Consider the following 18,351-nt stretch of genomic DNA (forward strand, 5'->3'; position numbering starts at 1 on the left):
ATGATCTGAACATGAAATTGCGATATATCATCTTAATACTCTCCGGACTCAGTGTTACCCTGTTCTGCTGCAAAAAGGTGGAAGAAGGTTACCTGAGCGACAGGATGGAGTACATGCCTTTTACGCTCATCGCTACACAGGGTGCGGCTAGTTATACAACACCTATCCCTGCCGATGGCTCAACTTTACCACTAAAAGTAAAGTTGCTGGAAATACGCAGTAAGGCCACCGGTAAAGCGCTCGATAGCGCTACCCTGCAACCGCGGGAAGTGCCTATCTACCTGGCCGAACTTACGGCTGCAGATACAACGATAGAATTGATCAATAAAAAAATTACAAGGGGCATGAAACGGCCTATTGATATCGCTACCATCGGCGGCCGTATCATCGTTTCGCCCGCGGCCAGTTTCCTGGATACAGGCCGTTATGAGTTTGATGTGGAAGTGTCAAATATGCGCGGTACCCGGGTATTTAAGAATGCCGGTAACATCCTGATCGCTCCTAAAACATGGTACACTATTACCCGTCAAACACGTACTTCTTCTCCCGTAGGAGCGGAAACGGATTTCCAGAATATCGGCGACGGCAGCATGCCTATGACGATCGACCGTTACCCGGATGCGCCTAACAAACTGGTGTTTAAATTTGTAGACACCAAAGGGGTTCCGTTTAATCCTAAAAACGGAGAAATTATTCTCCGTGGCGACAGGGCGCACTTTAAACTGTATAATCCTTTCTTTCCGGAAGTAAAAACAGATACGGCGCTGGAGTTCCAGCACCCTAATCTGACAAGGTTCCCATTCTTTACACAGCCTAATGGCGAAACGAGCTCCTATTACCGTATTCCGGGTGCCTTTAACACAATCAACCGTAACGTAAATGCTACTTTCGGCATTACCTTTTTCGGCAGCGGCACCTACATCGTAACAATGCAAACGGGTGTGGAAAGAAAGCCATAACCGTTTTTCGTTTTCTTAATTTGGTTGAAATATGAACAGAGGCCGGCCTTATAATGCTTTGCTCGCGCATGGCAGACTAGGCCGGCATTCTTTTTTTATTAAACAGGCTGGGGAACAAATCCCGGCCGCCGTTGTGTCACTCCCTTCAACGGCTGTAACAACCTTGGGCAAAGATCAGATCCTCCATCACGGCGGTGTATACACCGTAAATCAGCGGTTGCTCCTTTAACGGCTGTACAAGTGTTTGCCCTTCTTTAAATAATCTCACCCCCTTACCTGATAATTTTAGAAAATAAATTGTACTTTCAGAATGCATTCTATTTAACCACGTTATTAACAGCCCACATCATTAAAACCACGAAAATCCATGAATAGCAACTTCAATAACCGCAGGGATTTCCTGCGCAGGATGGGTGTATTTGCAGCCGGCGTAAGCCTCGGTCCGGCCTTCCTGGCAGCCTGTAACAATGCAGGTAAAACCCCTGGGTCCGATAGCGCCAGCGCTGGCACCGATTCTACTGGTAAGGCCAAAACTGCGGCAGACCTGTTTTTTAAGATCTCCCTGGCTGAATGGTCGTTCCATAAAGCTTTGATGGGCGGTAAAATGGACCACCTCGACTTCGCCATGCGCGCCAAAAAGGATTTCGATATCAGTGCGGTGGAATATGTGAACCAGTTTTTCAAAGACAAAGCAAAAGATAAAACATACCTGGCCGAAATGAAGAAACGTTGCGACGACAATGGCGTTCGCAGCGTACTCATTATGTGCGATAATGAAGGCCACCTCGGCGATACGGATGTAAAAGCCAGGCTCAAAGCGGTAGAGAATCATTACAAATGGGTAGAAGCTGCTCAATACCTGGGCTGCCACTCTATCCGCGTAAATGCGGCAGGAGAAGGTACGGCCGAAGAGGTATCCAAGGCGGCGATCGATGGTCTGGGAAAACTTACCGACTTTGCAAAAGACTTTAACATAGGCGTTATCGTGGAAAACCACGGTGGTTACTCTTCCGACGGTAAGTGGCTGAGTAATGTCATGAAATCGGTAAACAAACCCGGCTGCGGCACGCTCCCCGATTTCGGTAACTTCTGCATCAACCGCACCAAACCGGAAACTAATACACCCGAAGGCTGGGCCGCGACCAAATGCCTTGAAGAATACGACAAATACATCGGCGTACAGGAACTGATGCCTTTCGCCAAAGGCGTGAGTGCTAAAACCTACGACTTCGACGATGCCGGTAATTCTGTTCAGGTAGACTATGATAAAATGCTGAAGATCGTAAAGGACGCCGGGTATACCGGACACATAGGCATTGAGTACGAAGGCTCGAAGCTGGGTGAAGAAGAAGGCATCAAAAAGACCCGCGACCTGCTGATAAAAGCAGGCGGTGTTTTAAGCTAAGGCTAACCGTCAGTATACAATAGGAGGGCCGGGCTGCGAAGCCTGGCCTTTCATTTTATCACCATTTTTATCCCACCTGTTGCCAAAAATCCTCAATCTGATCAGTTTTGCAACTGTGAGGGTTCGTTTCTCACCGAAATGCCTTTTATTTGCACTATACAAACTCCCCAAAGTTAGTTAGCCCGGCAGATGGTCTGCTTTTTGCAATCGTTAATCACCCAAAAGGACACGGAACCGACAAAAACCAATTTTTTAACAACAATTAAACCTGGATAGTATGGCTCAGCAAGTTACAACCTCAAGCACCGCTTCTATAAGCAGTCTCATTCAAGAATTAAAAGCCCGTGGTTACGGACAGGAATTCGTTTTGCGTAACGATGGCCGGGCAAGACTGCAGGAAAACACCCGCAAATACACGCCTGAAGAACTGCGTGTGATCGAAACACTGCAAGTGCCAACAGGTTCCAGGTATGCCGATCCCGCTATCATTTACCTGATCGAAGACGAATCGGGCAACACCGGTTACCTGATGAACGCTTTTGGCAGCTATGCTGATTATGAAGGTGATACTTTATATAACTTCATTCGTAAAATGGGCCGTCACGAGCGTTACGAAAATACCACTTTTGCCGTTCGCGACTAGCGTAAACGATACCTCACATCACGATCCATGATTTTGCATGCTGGCCTGCCTTATTCGCTGGTGCGGTTTGGGCTGCCGTTTAATTACCCTAAGCTTGAAAAAAATATCCGTACGGACGTAGTAGTGATTGGTGCTGGTATTTCCGGCGCACTCACGGCTTATTCGCTGGTAAACGCCGGTATCAGCTGCACCGTTGTGGATGCCCGTACGGTAGGACTCGGCAGCACCTGCGCCAGTACATCACTTCTGCAATACGAAATTGATGTACCGCTACACAAGCTTATCGATAAAGTGGGTGAGGAACATGCCGCCACCGCCTATCATGCCTGCAAACAATCTATTGATGATATTGAGCGTATCTGCAAAAAGCTGAAACTGAAGGAGTTTGAACGTAAAACAAGCCTGTACTTCGCTTCATCCGATAAACACATCCCCTTTATAGAAAAGGAATTTGCTGCCCGCCGGAAACACGGCTTTGACGTGGAGCTCTGGAGCGGTAAACAGGTGAAAAGCCGTATGGGCTTCGAAGCGCCTGCCGCCATCTATTCACAATGCGCCGCATATACTGATGCTTACACCGTTACCCACGGACTGCTGCAATACATAATTGGGCAGGGTGCTGCGGTATACGATCGTACCAATGTACTGGATATAGATATGACGGCGCGTAGTGTAACCCTTACCACGCATAACGGGAAAAAGATAAGGGCGAAGAAGCTGGTCATCGCCACCGGCTACGAATCTACCCAATACATTAAACAACATGTGGTAGACCTGCATGCTACTTATGCGTTGCTCAGTGAAACGTATAGCCGGTCTACCTTCTGGCACGAGAACTGCCTGATCTGGGAAACAAAGGAGCCATATCGTTACATGCGTACCACCCATGACAATCGCCTGCTCATAGGCGGCCGCGACGTAAATTTCTATAACCCGGTAAAGAGAGATAAACTGCTGCGCTCGAAATCCCGCCAGCTGTTGGGCGATTTTAACGAACTATTTCCTAAAACCGACTTTCTGCCTGAGTTTGAATGGACAGGCACATTTGGGACTACCAAAGACGGTTTGCCGTACATAGGTGTATATCCACCCATGAAGCATGCGTACTTTGCGCTGGGCTTCGGTGGCAACGGTATTACCTTTAGCCAGGTGGCTGCAGGTATTGTTACAGATATGATACTAGGAAAGAAAAATGAACTGTCGCCGGTGTTCTCCTTCGACCGCCTTAACCGTTAGTTCATAGAGAATTTAACCCCGGTGGTAGAATGAAGAACGTCTAGCAGATTATCCAAAGATACATTATCGAATTCCCCTGACACTTTAGTATCCTGCCCGTTACCCCGCATCGCGATCTCTACACCATACCAGGCTTCAATTTTACGAACAGCCGTATGTAAAGGCACATCTTCAAAAACCAGTTTCCCCTTTTTCCATTCTTCCAGTTCCGCCACGTTGTAGGTTTCCTTTTCCATCAGGTCGATGTCTTTGTTAAACAGTATTTCGTTACCGGCTATCAGCGTTTCGGGCTGGTTATCGGTGGGGGAGTGATAGGCTTTGCGTACGGTAAATTGCCCGTCCAGCACATGTACAGTTGCGCCAGGCTGGCTTTCGGCCGAACGGATGCGTAAGGCACCATGGTAACCGGTGGTAATCAGTTTATCGGTGATGATGGTAAAGGGAATGAATCCATTGGCCGGTACTTCGAAAAACGCTTCGCCGTTCAATACCAGCGTATGTGCGCTGTCGCGGTAATTTTTAGGTACCCAGAGCGTGGTCTGTGAGTTAAGGGTAACCCTGGTGCCATCAGCGAGGGTGATTACTTTACGGTTGCCATGCTGGCAATGGTATGCCTGGTAGCCGGCGCGCAGGGTGTTGGGGTCCATAGCCAGCGTCGGCCGTTGTACACGGTCATGATCGTAGTACATAAAACCGGAAATCAACAGCATCACTAATATAATGCCTGCCGTAAATGGTTGCCAGGAATGTTTCTTTCGTTTCATATTCATAACGTGTTCGCCTTTGGAATTGCAAAGTTCTTGTGCTGCCATGGTTGGTTGATTGCCCCGCCTTAAAAGTAATAAATTTTTCGGCGATTGCGGAAACATAGGTCGCCCCTAAATGATTATAAGCCACCTTATTTTACGATAAACCATCATATGATGATGCATCGCAGATAAGACAGCTTAAATCCTTGGGGCAAGCAACAAGGCTGATGTGGGTATCAACCCGGGTATCTTAAATCAGTTTAGTCTGGTGTTGTGATGAATCAACCCTTAAAGGCAGCTGTAATGGTGATTGGTGTGTCCATATTCACTGTTGAAGGTTTGTTACTCTCAATTTTCCCCTGCTGGGCCGTGTGCTTACAAGAAGTTGAAGGCTGAGGCAAGGGATTGTTTATACTCAAATTGCTCTCTATACTTGGGAGTTGGATGAATGCTCTCGTGCAAAGGTAATCGCTGCCCACTTATTCCGCTATACTCACTTTTAAGTATTTTTAACAATTCCTTATAATATCTATAATTAGTATTCTATGTTGACTATTATGGGTGAGTGCGCCGAAAAAATTCAGATATAGATCAGATGGGGCGTATACCGTACGTTTATTGTGCCAGGCAATCTCGGATAAGAAATAGATAATATGCGTTAACGGGGCAGGCTATATTGTTTTTGCAATCACAATTGAGCACCCTAACTTTGCCCGCCATGGAAACGCAGCCATTCATTTCTTTCGAGAATACAGCTATTGCATTTGAGCACAGGACCAACCGATCATTAAAAAAAGCGAACTTCCTTTTTTCCAATATCGGTAAGCCCTGGCTGGTAAAATTCGGCGCCTTTGCTACGCCGCTTGCCTTTAAACTGGGCCTGCCGGTTAAGGGTATTATTAAAAGCACCATATTTGATCAGTTTTGTGGGGGCGAAAACCTCGAAGAAGCTGCTGCTACCGCGCAGCAACTAAGCAGGTTTGGCGTAGGTGCTACCCTCGACTACGGCGTAGAGGCCATGGAGGGAGAGGAGAACTATGACAATGCTGTTCCCGAATTCCTGAACGCGATCAAATATGCGGCCGGTAAAAAACACCTTCCTTTTATCGCCATTAAAATAACCGGCTTCGCCCGTTTTGCCCTGCTGGAAAAACTGCATGCCGGTGAACCGCTCAGCGCCGAAGAAGATCGCGAGTACACCCGCGTACGTTCCCGCATCAATACCATCGTTGAAGCAGGTGCCATGCATAAAGTTGGCGTATTGATCGATGCCGAAGAATCCTGGATCCAACAACCGGTAGATGACCTGGCCGATGCTATGATGGCCCGCTACAACCGCGATGAAGTAATCGTGTACAATACTTTCCAGTTGTACCGCCACGACCGCCTGGAGTTCCTGAAAACCTCTCTGCAAAAGGCGGAACAGGGTGGTTATATGCTGGGTGCCAAACTGGTGCGCGGCGCTTACATGGAAAAAGAACGTAAACGTGCGGAGGAACAAAGTTACCAGTCACCCATCCAGCCGAATAAACAGTCGGCAGACGAGGATTATAACGAAGCCATACACTTCTGCCTGGATCATATCAACAAGCTGGGCCTGTTCGTGGGTACCCATAACGAACAAAGTACACTGCTGGTCACTAAACTGATGGCGGACAGGCACCTGCCGCCCAATCATCCGCGCATCCACTTTTCGCAGTTGTACGGTATGAGCGATAATATCACTTTTAACCTGGCGCATGCCGGTTATCATGTTACCAAATACCTGCCTTACGGTCCCGTGAAGGATGTAATGCCTTACCTGATCCGTCGTGCGCAGGAAAATACTTCTATCGCCGGGCAAATGGGGCGCGAACTGGGCCTTATCCGTAAGGAGATGAAGCGAAGGGGTATTTAACTCAACTTTTTACTAACAGATTGTGCATAAAGGCCTCCGGTATTCGGAGGCTTTTTTCTTAACTTGCCGCCTGTATGCAACAGTATTTAGACTTACTCCAACATATTATCGATAACGGCGCCGTTAAAACCGATCGTACCGGTACCGGTACCATCAGTTGTTTTGGTTACCAGATGCGCTTCGACCTGCAAAAGGGCTTTCCAATGGTGACCACCAAAAAAACGCATCTCAAGTCCATCATATACGAACTGCTCTGGTTCCTGAAAGGCGATACCAATATCAAATACCTGAAAGATAACGGTGTAAGCATCTGGAACGAATGGGCCGACGAAAATGGCGACCTCGGGCCGGTTTACGGTCACCAGTGGCGTAGCTGGCAGGGTGCAGACGGTAAGGTGATTGACCAGGTAACGCAACTCATCGATCAGATCAAAAAGACACCCGATTCCCGCCGCCTGATCATCAGCGCCTGGAATGTGGCCGACTTACCCGATATGGCTTTGAGTCCCTGCCATTGCCTGTTCCAGTTTTACGTGGCAGATGGCAAATTAAGCTGTCAGCTCTACCAGCGCAGTGCCGATGTGTTCCTGGGCGTGCCTTTCAATATCGCTTCGTATGCTTTGCTCACGCTGATGATCGCCCAGGTTTGCGACCTGCAGCCGGGCGACTTCGTACACAGCTTCGGCGATGTACACCTGTACAGCAACCACATCGAGCAGGCCAAACTCCAGCTGAGCCGCGAACCATACCCGCTGCCTACAATGAAGCTGAACCCGGAAGTAAAAGATATCTTCTCTTTTGAGTTCGAAGACTTCGCGTTGGAAAATTATCAATCGCATCCTCATATTAAAGCCCCGGTGGCCATATAGTTATGACAGTTTCCATTATCGTGGCGGCTTCTGAAAATAATGTGATTGGCATCAATAACCAGTTACCCTGGAACCTGCCTAACGACCTGAAATATTTTAAGAACACCACCTGGGGGATGCCCATCATCATGGGCCGTAAAACATTCGATTCTGTAGGTAAACCGCTGAAAGGCAGACAAAACATCGTCATTACCCGCCAGCAGGATTATGCACCGGAAGGAGTCGATGTGGTATCATCCATCAGCGCTGCTGTGGATAAGGCTAAGACTTACGATGTCAACGAGATATTCATCACAGGTGGTACCGAGATATTTATTCAGTCATTTCCTTTAGTGAACCGTATTTACATTACCCGGGTACATGCGCAGGTAGAAGGAGATGCTTTTTTTCCTGAAATTAATGCAGGCGAATGGACTAAAGTAAAGGCCGACAGGCATGAGGCTGATGAAAAACATGCCTACGCTTATACCTTTGAGGTGTGGGAGCGGAAAACCAATGAAGTATAAAGATTATTAAAATAATAGCAAAAGGCGCGGAAGTTCTCCGCGCCTTTTGCTATTTGAGTATCACCGTTCCTTTACCGCCGGTAATTTCCGTTTCAATATCTTTTAAGTGTTTGGCCATGTGCAGGCAGCGCAACTGATCTGCATACTCCGTGGCATTCTTCATCTCCTCCTGGTTCTCAATAATCAGTTTCCTGATTTTACGGAGAATGAGGTAGTTGGTGGTGGAGAGGGTATCAGTTACGTAATTGTTATCGCCGTATTTGGTGCTGATCTCAAACTTCTCTTTCCAGTTTGTGCTAAGCTCCGCTTCCTTATCTTCAAGAATGGCGGTGGTGGCCTGCGCAATAGCAGTGTCGTTGTGGTAGAGGAACCACTTCTGGTCAAGAATGTTGCCCTTGTCGTATTCCGTTTTAAACTCGTGCAAAATGCGTTTCACCGTGTCATTATCTGCCAGCGATTCAAAATCATAAGGCAGATGGAAAATGAAATCTGCTACGGTGCTGTTGTCCTCTTCGTTAAACACCTTGTGGCCAAAACGCAGTAATATCTTTATCAGTTCCCTTTCATGGTTCTCATCCGGATTAAACAGCGATACGTTAGTTGTATCGTCGAGGTACTCTTCCGGGATAGGAGGCAGGTCTTCTTCAGGCACATCGTAATCCGGATTACGGCCTTTGGTGAATTCCTTTTCCAGTTTCGTCATCTTTTCGCGGATGAACTTATTCACCAACTGTATCATGCCTTCCTCATCAATCTTAAGCAGTTGGCTGCTCTGCCGGATGTAGTCCTGCTGGCGGGTAAAATCTTCCGCTTTATTGATCTTTGAAATTGTTTCCGCAATCTCGTTTACCAGCTTCGACTTTTTGTTCATGTCGCTGCCGGCCTCCAGCAGGGAAGTCTGGAGTTTGAAGAGTACGAAATCCTGTTTGTTCTCAGCAATGAAAGCGCGGAAGGCGTCGGCGCCTATCTTTTGCACGTAGCTGTCCGGATCTTCTTTGTCCGGTATGAGTACCACCTTTACGTTCAGGCCTTCTTCCACGGCCATGTCCAGACCGCGTAAGGCAGCTTTTACACCGGCGTTGTCGCCATCGTAAAGGATCGTGAGGTTATTGGTGTATTTGCGGATCAGTCGCAGCTGGTCCTGCGTAAGGGACGTACCGCTCGAAGCTACTACGTTTTCCACACCTGCCTGGTGCAGGGAAATCACGTCCGTATAACCTTCTACCAGCAAACATTCATCGAGTTTGTCGATGGCGTGGCGGGCAAAGTAGGTGCCGTAGAGTACCCGGCTTTTATAGTAGATTTCATTTTCGGGCGAGTTAATGTATTTGGGGGCTTTATCAGCCTTTCCTAAAATCCTTGCACCGAAACCTAATATTTTTCCGCTCTGGTTATGGATCGGAAATATTACCCTGCCACGGTAGTTATCCGCCGGCTGCTCATAGCGAATGGTGACCAGTCCCGTTTTTTGAAGATACTCCAGGTTGTAACCCTTTGATACCGCCAGTTTGGCAAAGGCATCACGGGTATTAAGGCAATAACCCAGCTGGAACTTTTTGATGGTTTCCTGGGTAAAGCCCCTTTCTTCGAAATAACTAAGGCCTACATTCTGGCCTTCTTCCGATTCGAACAGGGTTTTGGAGAAGTATTCGCGGGCGAAGTTATTGATGATGAACAGACTGTCTGACAGCTGTGCCTTCTGCTTTTGCTCGGGGCTTTGTTCAGTTTCCTCTACATCTACCCCGTAACGTTGGGCCAGCCAGCGCAGCGCTTCCACGTAGGAGTACTTTTCATGCTCCATGATGAAATTGATGCCGTTGCCGCTTTTGCCGCAGCCGAAACATTTATAGATCTCCTTACTGGCCGAAACGGTGAACGAAGGCGTTTTTTCGTTGTGAAAAGGACAAAGCCCCATGTACCCGTTGCCCCTCTTCTTCAGCTTCACGAAAGTGCCCACCACATCCACAATGTCGATGCGCTGGAGTATTTGTTGTATGGTGTTTTGTGTAATCACGTTGCGAAAGATGCGAACTGCAAACTTACGGATTCCCGCAAAGAAACGTGCTTACCCGTTGACGGACGTCCGCGCTTTTTTCTCATTTAATTATTTAATTTCCTGTGCGTAAAGCCGTTGAATGAATTTTGCAATGAGAAATTACCGCTATTCTTAGTGATCTCCTAACGAAATATTAAGTTGATTGAACAACTTCGATTCAATTTAACATCCCCCTAAATTCCAAACCCCTAAATTTGGTCGTTTGAAAAAATAGAAAGCATGAAAGAAGTTTTTATTGCGGCAATTGCCCGCACCCCAATTGGTAGTTTTAACGGAAGCCTTTCCACCCTTCCCGCCACGCAGCTTGGCGCCATCGTTATGAAAGCAGCCTTGCAGCGCGCCGGTGTGCCGGCCGATAAGGTGCAGGAAGTATTTATGGGTAACGTATTAAGTGCCAACCTGGGTCAGGCCCCTGCCAACCAGGCCAGCATTTACGCCGGTATACCGGTAAACGTGCCCTGTACCACCGTTAACAAAGTATGCGCCTCGGGCATGAAGGCTATCATGTTAGGCGCCCAGAGCATCATGCTCGGCGAAAACGACATTGTGGTGGCTGGTGGTATGGAAAGCATGAGCAATGTGCCTTACTACCTCGACAAAGCCCGCAACGGTTACCGCCTGGGGCACGGAGCCATTACCGATGGCATTATCCGCGACGGCCTCTGGGACCCTTATAAAGATTACCACATGGGTAATGCAGGCGAATTATGCGCATCTACCTACAAATTTACCCGCGAAGACCAGGACGCTTTTGCTGTGCAAAGCTACAAACGTGCGGCCGTGGCCCAGGAGAAAGGTTACTTCGGCAACGAGATCGTGCCGGTGGAAATTGCCGGTAAACAAGTGGTAGTAGTTACTGAGGATGAAGATGTTAAAAAAGTAAATTTCGATAAGATACCTTCCCTGAAGCCCACCTTTCAAAAAGACGGCACCATTACGGCCGCTAACGCTTCCAACCTCAACGATGGCGCTGCCGCGGTAGTACTGGTAAGTAAAGAGGTGATGGAAGAGTTGGGACTGAAGCCGCTGGCACGTATTGTCAGCTTTGCCGACGCCTCGCAGGCGCCGGAGTGGTTTACCACTACGCCCGTAAAAGCCATCAATAAAGCATTGGGAAAGGCCAAACTGGAGATCAGCGACATGGATTTTGCCGAAATAAATGAGGCATTTTCCTGTGTGGCCCTGGCCAATCAGCAGGAATTAGGGCTTGGAAACGAACAATTGAACGTTTGGGGCGGTGCCGTGGCCGTAGGTCATCCTATTGGTTGCAGCGGTGCGCGCATCATCGTTACGCTCACCTCCATATTGCAGCATAACAAGGGCAGGTACGGGGTAGCGGGTATTTGTAACGGTGGCGGCGGAGCCAGCGCAATGATCCTGGAAAGGGTATAGACATTGTGTGATGCTAACATATTTAAACATTTATACTTTTTTTGGTTTGCTTTTTCATCAACAAACGATATTTTTGCCTACCATTTTTTGGAATGGCAATTAACGTTCATAACTTATTACTAAGCAAATGCGTCAGATAGCTTTCAGACAAGCCTTAAGGGAAGCCATGCAGGAAGAAATGCGCCGGGACGACCGCGTATTCCTCATGGGAGAAGAAGTGGCAGAATACAACGGTGCCTATAAAGTGAGCCAGGGAATGCTGGACGAATTTGGTCCTAAGCGCGTGATCGATACCCCGATCGCAGAGCTGGGCTTTACCGCCATCGGTGTTGGCGCCGCACAAAACGGCCTTCGCCCGGTGCTGGAATTCATGACCTGGAACTTTGCCGTACTGGCCCTGGACCAGATCCTGAACACTGCCTCCAAAATGCTGGCCATGAGCGGCGGTCAGGTGGGTTGTCCTATCGTTTTCCGCGGACCTAACGGTTCTGCCGGTCAGTTGGGCGCTCAGCACTCTACCGCTTTTGAAAGCTATTATGCTAACATTCCCGGTCTTAAAGTGATTTCCGTTTCCAACCCGTACGATGCCAAAGGCCTGCTTAAAGCGGCCATCCGCGACGACGATCCGGTTGTTTTCATGGAAAGTGAAGTGATGTACGGCGAAATGGGCGATGTTCCTGAAGAGGAATATATCATCCCAATCGGTAAAGCCGACATCAAACGTGCTGGTAAAGACGTAACCATCGTTTCTTTCAATAAAATGATGAAAGTGGCCCTCGGTGCCGCTGAAGAACTGGCAAAAGAAGGTATTGAGGCAGAAGTAATCGACCTCCGTACCATCCGTCCGCTCGACTGGTTTACCATCCTGGAGTCTGTTAAAAAGACCAACCGCCTGGTAATCGTTGAAGAGCAATGGCCTTTCTCCAGCATCTCCTCTGAGATCAGCTACCGTATTCAGAAAGAAGGCTTTGACTACCTGGATGCCCCCATCCGCCGTATCACTGCCCCTGATGCACCTATGCACTACGCACCTAACCTGGTGAAACTGTACATGCCCGATATCGAGCGTACCGTTAAACTGGTGAAGGAAGTGATGTACATGAGAAAGTAATACGAAAAGTACAGATATTGAAAAGGGCTGTTCCGTACGGAGCAGCCCTTTTTTTTAATGTTATTTTACCCACCTTCAGCTACTCTTCACCTATACTTCAGCTATACTTCAGGTACTCTTCAGGCATACTCCGCGTGTTTTGGTAATATACTATCATTTATATCCCTTTGATCGTGCTGTCGTGGTAGTAAGACCCTTCGGGCCATCTTTTGAGGATCTCCTATAGATGTCCCATATATTAGCCATATCTAAGCCATATCTAAGTCATAGATGTCCCATATCTTTAAAGATACGGGACATCTACGGGTCAACTACGGCTCATATACGGGACATATACGGGACATCTATACAGGATCGCTAAAGGATCTGGGTACGATCTAACGGCTGAAGTGCTTCCGGAAGGAAGAGGAGAATAGCGTTTATTGCGCTGAAGGGAGTGACACAACGGCGGCTGATAGCAGTACTACCGCCCGTACCCAAATAAAAAAGCCACGAACCGTTAAGTTCATGGCTTTCAACGATATGTATACGCTTTAAGCGAAAAGATCAGTAGAAAGATATCGGTCGCCTTTGTCGCAGATGATGCATACGATGATGCCGTGGTCGAGGGTTTCGGCTGTGCGTATGGCGGCAGATACGGCGCCACCGCTGCTCATGCCGCAGAAGATGCCTTCTTCGCGCGCCAGGCGGCGGCTCATGATACGAGCTTCCTCTTCGGAAATGTCCATTACCTGGTCTACCCGCTCGCGGTCGAATATTTTGGGAAGATAGGCTTCGGGCCATTTGCGAATGCCGGGTATTTTAGATCCGTCGGTAGGCTGACAGCCAACGATCTGTACTTTCGGGTTTTGCTCTTTCAGGTAGCGCGAAACACCCATGATGGTGCCCGTGGTGCCCATGGCACTTACGAAATGGGTCACCTGTCCGTTGGTATCGTGCCATATTTCCGGGCCTGTGCTGCGGTAATGGGCGCCATAGTTGTCCGGGTTGCCGAACTGGTTCAGGTTGAAATAACCGCCTTTGGCCAGTTGCTGGTTGGAGTAGTCGATGGCACCCTCCATAGATGCTTCTTTGGGCGTGAGGATTACCTTAGCGCCAAATGCTTCCATGCTCAGCACGCGCTCCCGGGTAGCGTCTTCGGGCATCACGATCTCAATTTCAACCCCGAAAAGGCTGGCGATCATGGCGAGAGCTATACCGGTATTGCCACTGGTGGCTTCTATCAGCTTAACGCCGGGTTTTAATTCGCCACGGTCCAGTGCGCCCTTGATCATGCCGTAGGCAGCCCTGTCTTTCACACTACCTCCGGGATTTTGTCCTTCCAGTTTGGCGTAGATAGTAACATTCGGGTTGGTGGGGATGTTTTTTAACGCCACCATCGGCGTGTTACCCACCAGGTCGAGTATAGATCTCATGATGCTTTTTTATACAACCTTATTTTCAATGATGTTAATGGTGCCATCGGCCTTATAGTAGATGCGCGAATGGGGCAGTACGGACTTAATTAACCATACGTTACCGCCAATTACGCTGTTGTGGCCAATTACGGTATCGCCGCCCAATATGGTGGCGCCTGCGTAAATCACCACATGATCTTCTATAGTAGGATGGCGTTTGTCCTGTGCCATGGTTTTGTCGATACTCAGCGCACCCAGCGTAACGCCCTGGTACAGCTTCACATGGGCACCGATGTTTGTTGTTTCGCCAATCACAATGCCTGTACCGTGATCGATGCAGAAGTAGGGGCCGATCACTGCCGAAGGGTGAATGTCGATACCCGTGCGGGTATGCGCTATTTCGGTAATAATGCGGGGTAGCAGGGGCACCTTGAGTACCTGCAGTGCATGTGCCACGCGGTAGGCTGCAATGGCGTAAAACCCAGGGTATGCGCGAATTACTTCGTATAAACAGGTAGCTGCCGGGTCGCCCTGGTATATGGCTTCGGCATCCTTTGTAAGGTCATCGTAAATAGCCGGGACCTGCGCCATAAATCGTTGGCTCAGATCGGCGGCTACAGCAGGCAAACGATGTTGCATGCCCTGTAACAGCACTGTCAGTTGTCCTTCCAGCACGGCAGCATATTGCTCAGGGTCGCCAGCTTCCATTACTGTACCGGTATGCTCGGGAAACAACCAGTTGATCAGGTTGCTGCTGAACGAGTTCACCATTTCAGTAGATGGATATGCATTAGCGATTGCTTCGGCATGCCGCAATCTCAATTTTTGCAGAAAATCTTTCATGTTTGGAACAGTTACCGTTATAACGGCTCTATATAAATAAAGTTAGTCTTTAAGTCTGTAAAGTTAGTAGACTTTCAACTATTTCGAGGCTTTTCCTTCTTAACGTGGGCCGTGCGTCAACTATCCGGCAGGGTTTAACGTTAATATCCAGCCGAAAGTATCAGCAAAAAAAAGACTTTTGCCAGCTATTTAACTGCATTGTGTTATTTTTGGCACTGTTTAATTTAATGGACAGCACACTATGGCCAATATCCTGATTATAGATGATGAAAAAAGCATCCGCAAAACGCTTACGGAAATACTTACTTACGAAGGGTATAAGATAGATGAGGCGGCCGACGGGGCCGAAGGTTTTAAGATGTTCCAGGCCAAAGCCTACGATGCGGTACTCTGCGATATCAAGATGCCTAAAATGGACGGCCTTGAGTTCCTGGAAAAGGCAAAAGAGATCAATCCTGATGTTCCGATCGTAATGGTATCGGGCCACGGCAATATAGATACTGCGGTAGAAGCGGTAAAGAAAGGTGCGTACGATTACATTTCGAAACCGCCCGACTTAAACCGTTTGCTTATTACCCTGCGTAACGCGATGGACAAAACCACGCTGGTGGCCGAAACCAAAACGCTGCGTAAAAAGGTGAACAAAACGCCCGAAATGATAGGAGAGGCAGGACCTATCTTAAAAATAAAAGATACCATCCAGAAAGTAGCACCTACGGACGCCCGCGTACTCATCACCGGCGAAAACGGTGTGGGTAAAGAAGTGGTAGCCCGCTGGATACACGCCTACAGCAACCGCAACAGCGGCCCGATGGTGGAGGTAAACTGCGCCGCTATTCCAAGCGAATTAATAGAGAGTGAACTGTTCGGTCATGAGAAAGGCTCCTTTACTTCTGCGGTAAAACAACGCATTGGTAAGTTCGAGCAGGCCACGGGCGGTACCCTGTTCCTCGATGAAATAGGGGATATGAGCCTGAGCGCACAGGCCAAAGTGCTGCGCGCCCTGCAGGAAGGTAAAATTACCCGTGTAGGCGGCGATAAGGAAATTAGTGTGGATGTACGTGTGGTGGCTGCTACCAACAAAGATCTTTTAAAAGAAGTGGAAGATAAGAACTTCCGCCTCGACCTATACCATCGTTTAAGTGTGATCCTTATCCACGTGCCTTCGTTGAACGATCGCCGCGATGATATTCCTTTACTGGCTGATCACTTCCTCGATATCATCTGCACGGAATACGGAACGGCCCGTAAACAAATCGATAAAGACGCTGTCAAAGCACTACAGGCCCACAACTGGACCGGTAACATCCGCGAACTGCGCAACGTAATGGAACGGCTGGTGATACTCTCCGGCAAAACCATTGTGGCCGATGATGTGGAGAATTACGTAGTGCCGGCCCGCGACAAAAAAAAAGCAACTACCTGAGTGACGAGTTGTTAGACTTTAACCGTTTGCACGAGTTTCGCGAAGAGGTAGAGCGTATTTTCATTGAGTTCATGTTACGCAAGAACGGCTGGAACATGACGCATACCGCACAGGAACTGGGCATACAAAGAAGTCACCTTTACAACAAACTCGAACGTTACGGCATAAAAAAATCCGGGGCAGACGATGAGTAAACATATTTACATGATCAGCGGCCTTGGCGCTGATGGCCGGGTTTTCGGCAACCTGGAGTTCCCGCCGGGATATGAAGCGCATTACCTGCCCTGGATTAAACCTGCTGATGCAAATGAACCTATAGAAGCTTACGCCGCCCGTATGGTGGAAAGTATTAAACACGAAAACCCGATACTGCTGGGCCTTTCGTTCGGTGGTATCATGTGTGTGGAAATAGCAAGGCAGCTAAATGCCGAAAAGGTGATACTGCTCTCCAGTATCAAACACCGCAAAGAACGCCCGCCTTACTACAGTTATAATCTCCTCTCTAAATTCATTCTCAAAAAAATGCCCGACCGGTTGTTGTTTGGTCGCAGGCAGGTGATCGTAGAATATTTCCTGCAGACTGAAAGCGAATTTGAACTGGCTCTGCTGCGCGAATACCTGGGCAAAAAAGATTATGCCTATACGCGTTGGGCTTTAAGCACGATTCTGCAATGGAAAAACGAATGGATGCCGCAGTCGGTGGTACATATCCACGGTACTAAAGACCGTCCTTTCCCGATCCGCTACCTGCAACCTACACACCGTATAGACGGCGGCGGGCACTTCATGGTGCTGAACCGTGCGGCACAAATCAATCTTATTTTAAAGGAATCGTTGCAGGCCGTGCTTTAGGGCATGGTAACAGGTTTACCCTTTTTAGTGTAGCGAAGTATTTCGTCGAGCGAGTGTAAGGCGATAATGTTGGTGGGTAGTGAAGAAGAAATTCGTTCCGTTTGCGGCCCTGATACGATGATCTGTATCTGCGGGAACAGTTGGCTCATCTCCATTAAAAATGTATCCATGTCTTTCTGCGAAAAACAGGTAAGCATGTGGGTGTAGATGTGGGATACAGGCCGGCGGTCGGTGAAAAACTTAAGGTCTTCCAGCGGCACACTGGGGCCAAGATTGGTTACCAGGTAACCCTGTTGCTTGAGCAGGTATTGTACAAACAGTAATGGTATTTCGTGATATTCGCCCTCCGGTAAAAACAGTAGAAAGCTTTCGCTGCCTTCCCTGGGCAGGTCGAGACCGTCGATAGCTACCATCATTTTTTTGCGGACGATCAAAGAGGCAAAGTGTTCCTGCGCGGGATTGACGCAGTCGTTCAGCCATAACAGTCCTACCCTTTGCAAAAAGGGATAAATTACCTGCAGGGTCGTTTTCTCAAACCCAAAACGCAACAGCGCGTTGTTAAACACCTTTTCGAAACGTTGCTGATCAAAGTCGATCATCGCCTCTACAAGCTGATTGCTGAAAGGCTGGAACAGGTCTTCGGTCATTTTTTCTTCCAGCGAGCTGCGGCGGATCTCTTCATCCGTCATTTCAGCGATCTTGGAAATTTTAACGCCACGGTGATAAAGGTAGGATACACGCAAGATATGCTTCAGGTCGTCGTTGTCGTAAACCCTGTGATTGGTATCTTTCCTTTTAGGTTTCAGCAGTTTATAACGCTGCTCCCATATTCTTATGGTGTGTGCCTTGATACCGGTAAGTAATTCAATATCTTTAATTGTGAACCTGTTCAATGGTAGTATATCTAGAATTTAACAAAAATATAGATTAAGAAGTTGAACGAACGTGCTATTTTTTTCCTTTATTTAACCGTTTTGTGAAAACTTTTGCTTTAATAAAGCTGGTTAGAA

At 48.1% G+C, this 18,351-nt stretch carries 17 protein-coding genes; 12 read left to right on the top strand and 5 right to left on the bottom strand.

All coding sequences use genetic code 11. The features are described 5' to 3' along the window. The first annotated feature begins 11 nt into the window (after positions 1-11). The 4 genes from QZT80_RS10370 (at position 12) to QZT80_RS10385 (ending at position 4,243) form a co-directional block, all read left to right on the top strand. Positions 12-959 carry a hypothetical protein gene (locus QZT80_RS10370; protein WP_295121431.1) on the top strand — a complete coding sequence of 316 codons (948 nt, stop codon included), beginning with the start codon at positions 12-14 and terminating at the stop codon, positions 957-959. 367 nt (positions 960-1,326) lie between these two features. Then, positions 1,327-2,364: a sugar phosphate isomerase/epimerase gene (locus QZT80_RS10375; protein ID WP_295121433.1), complete on the top strand. Its 1,038-nt coding sequence runs from the start codon at positions 1,327-1,329 to the stop codon at positions 2,362-2,364. A 277-nt stretch (positions 2,365-2,641) separates the two neighbouring features. Beyond that, on the top strand, positions 2,642-3,007 hold the full coding sequence (locus QZT80_RS10380; protein ID WP_295121435.1) for a hypothetical protein: 366 nt from the start codon (positions 2,642-2,644) through the stop codon (positions 3,005-3,007). Positions 3,008-3,034: 27 nt separating this feature from the next. After that, on the top strand, positions 3,035-4,243 hold the full coding sequence (locus QZT80_RS10385) for an FAD-binding oxidoreductase (RefSeq protein WP_295121437.1): 1,209 nt from the start codon (positions 3,035-3,037) through the stop codon (positions 4,241-4,243). Here the strand turns inward: QZT80_RS10385 and QZT80_RS10390 are convergent. Then, a complete protein-coding gene (locus QZT80_RS10390) occupies positions 4,240-5,007 on the bottom strand; it encodes a FecR domain-containing protein (RefSeq protein ID WP_295121439.1) in 768 nt (255 codons plus the stop codon). The two genes, QZT80_RS10385 and QZT80_RS10390, sit on opposite strands and share 4 nt — an antisense overlap. A 703-nt stretch (positions 5,008-5,710) precedes the next feature. Between QZT80_RS10390 and QZT80_RS10395 the strand changes: the two genes are divergently transcribed. The 3 genes from QZT80_RS10395 (at position 5,711) to QZT80_RS10405 (ending at position 8,264) form a co-directional block, all read left to right on the top strand. Next, the gene (locus QZT80_RS10395) at positions 5,711-6,889 is read left to right on the top strand and encodes a proline dehydrogenase family protein (protein WP_295121441.1); all 1,179 of its coding nucleotides are present in this window, start codon (positions 5,711-5,713) and stop codon (positions 6,887-6,889) included. Positions 6,890-6,963: 74 nt separating this feature from the next. Further along, on the top strand, positions 6,964-7,758 hold the full coding sequence (locus QZT80_RS10400) for a thymidylate synthase (protein WP_295121442.1): 795 nt from the start codon (positions 6,964-6,966) through the stop codon (positions 7,756-7,758). A gap of 2 nt (positions 7,759-7,760) precedes the next feature. After that, complete coding sequence (locus QZT80_RS10405) at positions 7,761-8,264, top strand: dihydrofolate reductase (protein WP_295121444.1); 504 nt, start codon at positions 7,761-7,763, stop codon at positions 8,262-8,264. A gap of 49 nt (positions 8,265-8,313) precedes the next feature. Here QZT80_RS10405 and dnaG read toward each other — a convergent pair whose 3' ends face one another. Further along, complete coding sequence (gene dnaG, locus QZT80_RS10410) at positions 8,314-10,278, bottom strand: DNA primase (RefSeq protein ID WP_295121446.1); 1,965 nt, start codon at positions 10,276-10,278, stop codon at positions 8,314-8,316. 261 nt (positions 10,279-10,539) lie between these two features. Here dnaG and QZT80_RS10415 point away from each other — a divergent pair, with 261 nt between their 5' ends. Further along, positions 10,540-11,712, top strand: a complete 1,173-nt coding sequence (locus QZT80_RS10415) for an acetyl-CoA C-acyltransferase (protein ID WP_295121448.1) — start codon at positions 10,540-10,542, stop codon at positions 11,710-11,712. A gap of 127 nt (positions 11,713-11,839) precedes the next feature. Beyond that, positions 11,840-12,823 (top strand): pyruvate dehydrogenase complex E1 component subunit beta, encoded by a 984-nt coding sequence (locus QZT80_RS10420; RefSeq protein WP_295121450.1) that lies wholly within the window; start codon positions 11,840-11,842, stop codon positions 12,821-12,823. A 533-nt stretch (positions 12,824-13,356) separates the two neighbouring features. On the opposite strand, the gene cysM is transcribed toward QZT80_RS10420, so the two are convergent. Then, on the bottom strand, positions 13,357-14,238 hold the full coding sequence (gene cysM, locus QZT80_RS10425) for a cysteine synthase CysM (RefSeq protein ID WP_295121452.1): 882 nt from the start codon (positions 14,236-14,238) through the stop codon (positions 13,357-13,359). Positions 14,239-14,247: 9 nt separating this feature from the next. After that, positions 14,248-15,063 (bottom strand): serine O-acetyltransferase, encoded by an 816-nt coding sequence (locus QZT80_RS10430; RefSeq protein ID WP_295121454.1) that lies wholly within the window; start codon positions 15,061-15,063, stop codon positions 14,248-14,250. A 241-nt stretch (positions 15,064-15,304) separates the two neighbouring features. Here QZT80_RS10430 and QZT80_RS10435 point away from each other — a divergent pair, with 241 nt between their 5' ends. Genes QZT80_RS10435 through QZT80_RS10445 form a run of 3 tightly spaced genes read left to right on the top strand, consistent with a single transcriptional unit; the run spans position 15,305 to position 17,341 of the window. Further along, positions 15,305-16,489 carry a sigma-54 dependent transcriptional regulator gene (locus tag QZT80_RS10435; RefSeq protein WP_295121456.1) on the top strand — a complete coding sequence of 395 codons (1,185 nt, stop codon included), beginning with the start codon at positions 15,305-15,307 and terminating at the stop codon, positions 16,487-16,489. Positions 16,490-16,497: 8 nt separating this feature from the next. Further along, entirely contained in the window at positions 16,498-16,683 is a 186-nt protein-coding gene (locus tag QZT80_RS10440; protein ID WP_295121458.1) for a helix-turn-helix domain-containing protein, read from the top strand. After that, complete coding sequence (locus QZT80_RS10445; protein WP_295121460.1) at positions 16,676-17,341, top strand: alpha/beta hydrolase; 666 nt, start codon at positions 16,676-16,678, stop codon at positions 17,339-17,341. Before QZT80_RS10440 ends, QZT80_RS10445 begins: the two co-directional genes overlap by 8 nt. Here QZT80_RS10445 and QZT80_RS10450 read toward each other — a convergent pair. Then, positions 17,338-18,234, bottom strand: a complete 897-nt coding sequence (locus QZT80_RS10450) for a MerR family transcriptional regulator (protein WP_295121462.1) — start codon at positions 18,232-18,234, stop codon at positions 17,338-17,340. The genes QZT80_RS10445 and QZT80_RS10450 overlap by 4 nt on opposite strands. Between the last annotated feature and the right edge of the window lie 117 nt (positions 18,235-18,351).

The sequence above is a fragment of the uncultured Chitinophaga sp. genome, assembly GCF_902168175.1.
Taxonomy (GTDB): Bacteria; Bacteroidota; Bacteroidia; order Chitinophagales; family Chitinophagaceae; genus Chitinophaga.

What these genes read in the sequence shown, in the direction of transcription:
- QZT80_RS10370 (WP_295121431.1), top strand. Translation starts at nt 12, where the DNA reads ATGAAATTGCGATATATCATCTTAATACTCTCCGGACTCAGTGTTACC.
- QZT80_RS10375 (WP_295121433.1), top strand. Translation starts at nt 1,327, where the DNA reads ATGAATAGCAACTTCAATAACCGCAGGGATTTCCTGCGCAGGATGGGT.
- QZT80_RS10380 (WP_295121435.1), top strand. Translation starts at nt 2,642, where the DNA reads ATGGCTCAGCAAGTTACAACCTCAAGCACCGCTTCTATAAGCAGTCTC.
- QZT80_RS10385 (WP_295121437.1), top strand. Translation starts at nt 3,035, where the DNA reads ATGATTTTGCATGCTGGCCTGCCTTATTCGCTGGTGCGGTTTGGGCTG.
- QZT80_RS10390 (WP_295121439.1), bottom strand. Translation starts at nt 5,007, where the DNA reads ATGAAACGAAAGAAACATTCCTGGCAACCATTTACGGCAGGCATTATA.
- QZT80_RS10395 (WP_295121441.1), top strand. Translation starts at nt 5,711, where the DNA reads ATGGAAACGCAGCCATTCATTTCTTTCGAGAATACAGCTATTGCATTT.
- QZT80_RS10400 (WP_295121442.1), top strand. Translation starts at nt 6,964, where the DNA reads ATGCAACAGTATTTAGACTTACTCCAACATATTATCGATAACGGCGCC.
- QZT80_RS10405 (WP_295121444.1), top strand. Translation starts at nt 7,761, where the DNA reads ATGACAGTTTCCATTATCGTGGCGGCTTCTGAAAATAATGTGATTGGC.
- QZT80_RS10415 (WP_295121448.1), top strand. Translation starts at nt 10,540, where the DNA reads ATGAAAGAAGTTTTTATTGCGGCAATTGCCCGCACCCCAATTGGTAGT.
- QZT80_RS10420 (WP_295121450.1), top strand. Translation starts at nt 11,840, where the DNA reads ATGCGTCAGATAGCTTTCAGACAAGCCTTAAGGGAAGCCATGCAGGAA.
- cysM (WP_295121452.1), bottom strand. Translation starts at nt 14,238, where the DNA reads ATGAGATCTATACTCGACCTGGTGGGTAACACGCCGATGGTGGCGTTA.
- QZT80_RS10430 (WP_295121454.1), bottom strand. Translation starts at nt 15,063, where the DNA reads ATGAAAGATTTTCTGCAAAAATTGAGATTGCGGCATGCCGAAGCAATC.
- QZT80_RS10435 (WP_295121456.1), top strand. Translation starts at nt 15,305, where the DNA reads ATGGCCAATATCCTGATTATAGATGATGAAAAAAGCATCCGCAAAACG.
- QZT80_RS10445 (WP_295121460.1), top strand. Translation starts at nt 16,676, where the DNA reads ATGAGTAAACATATTTACATGATCAGCGGCCTTGGCGCTGATGGCCGG.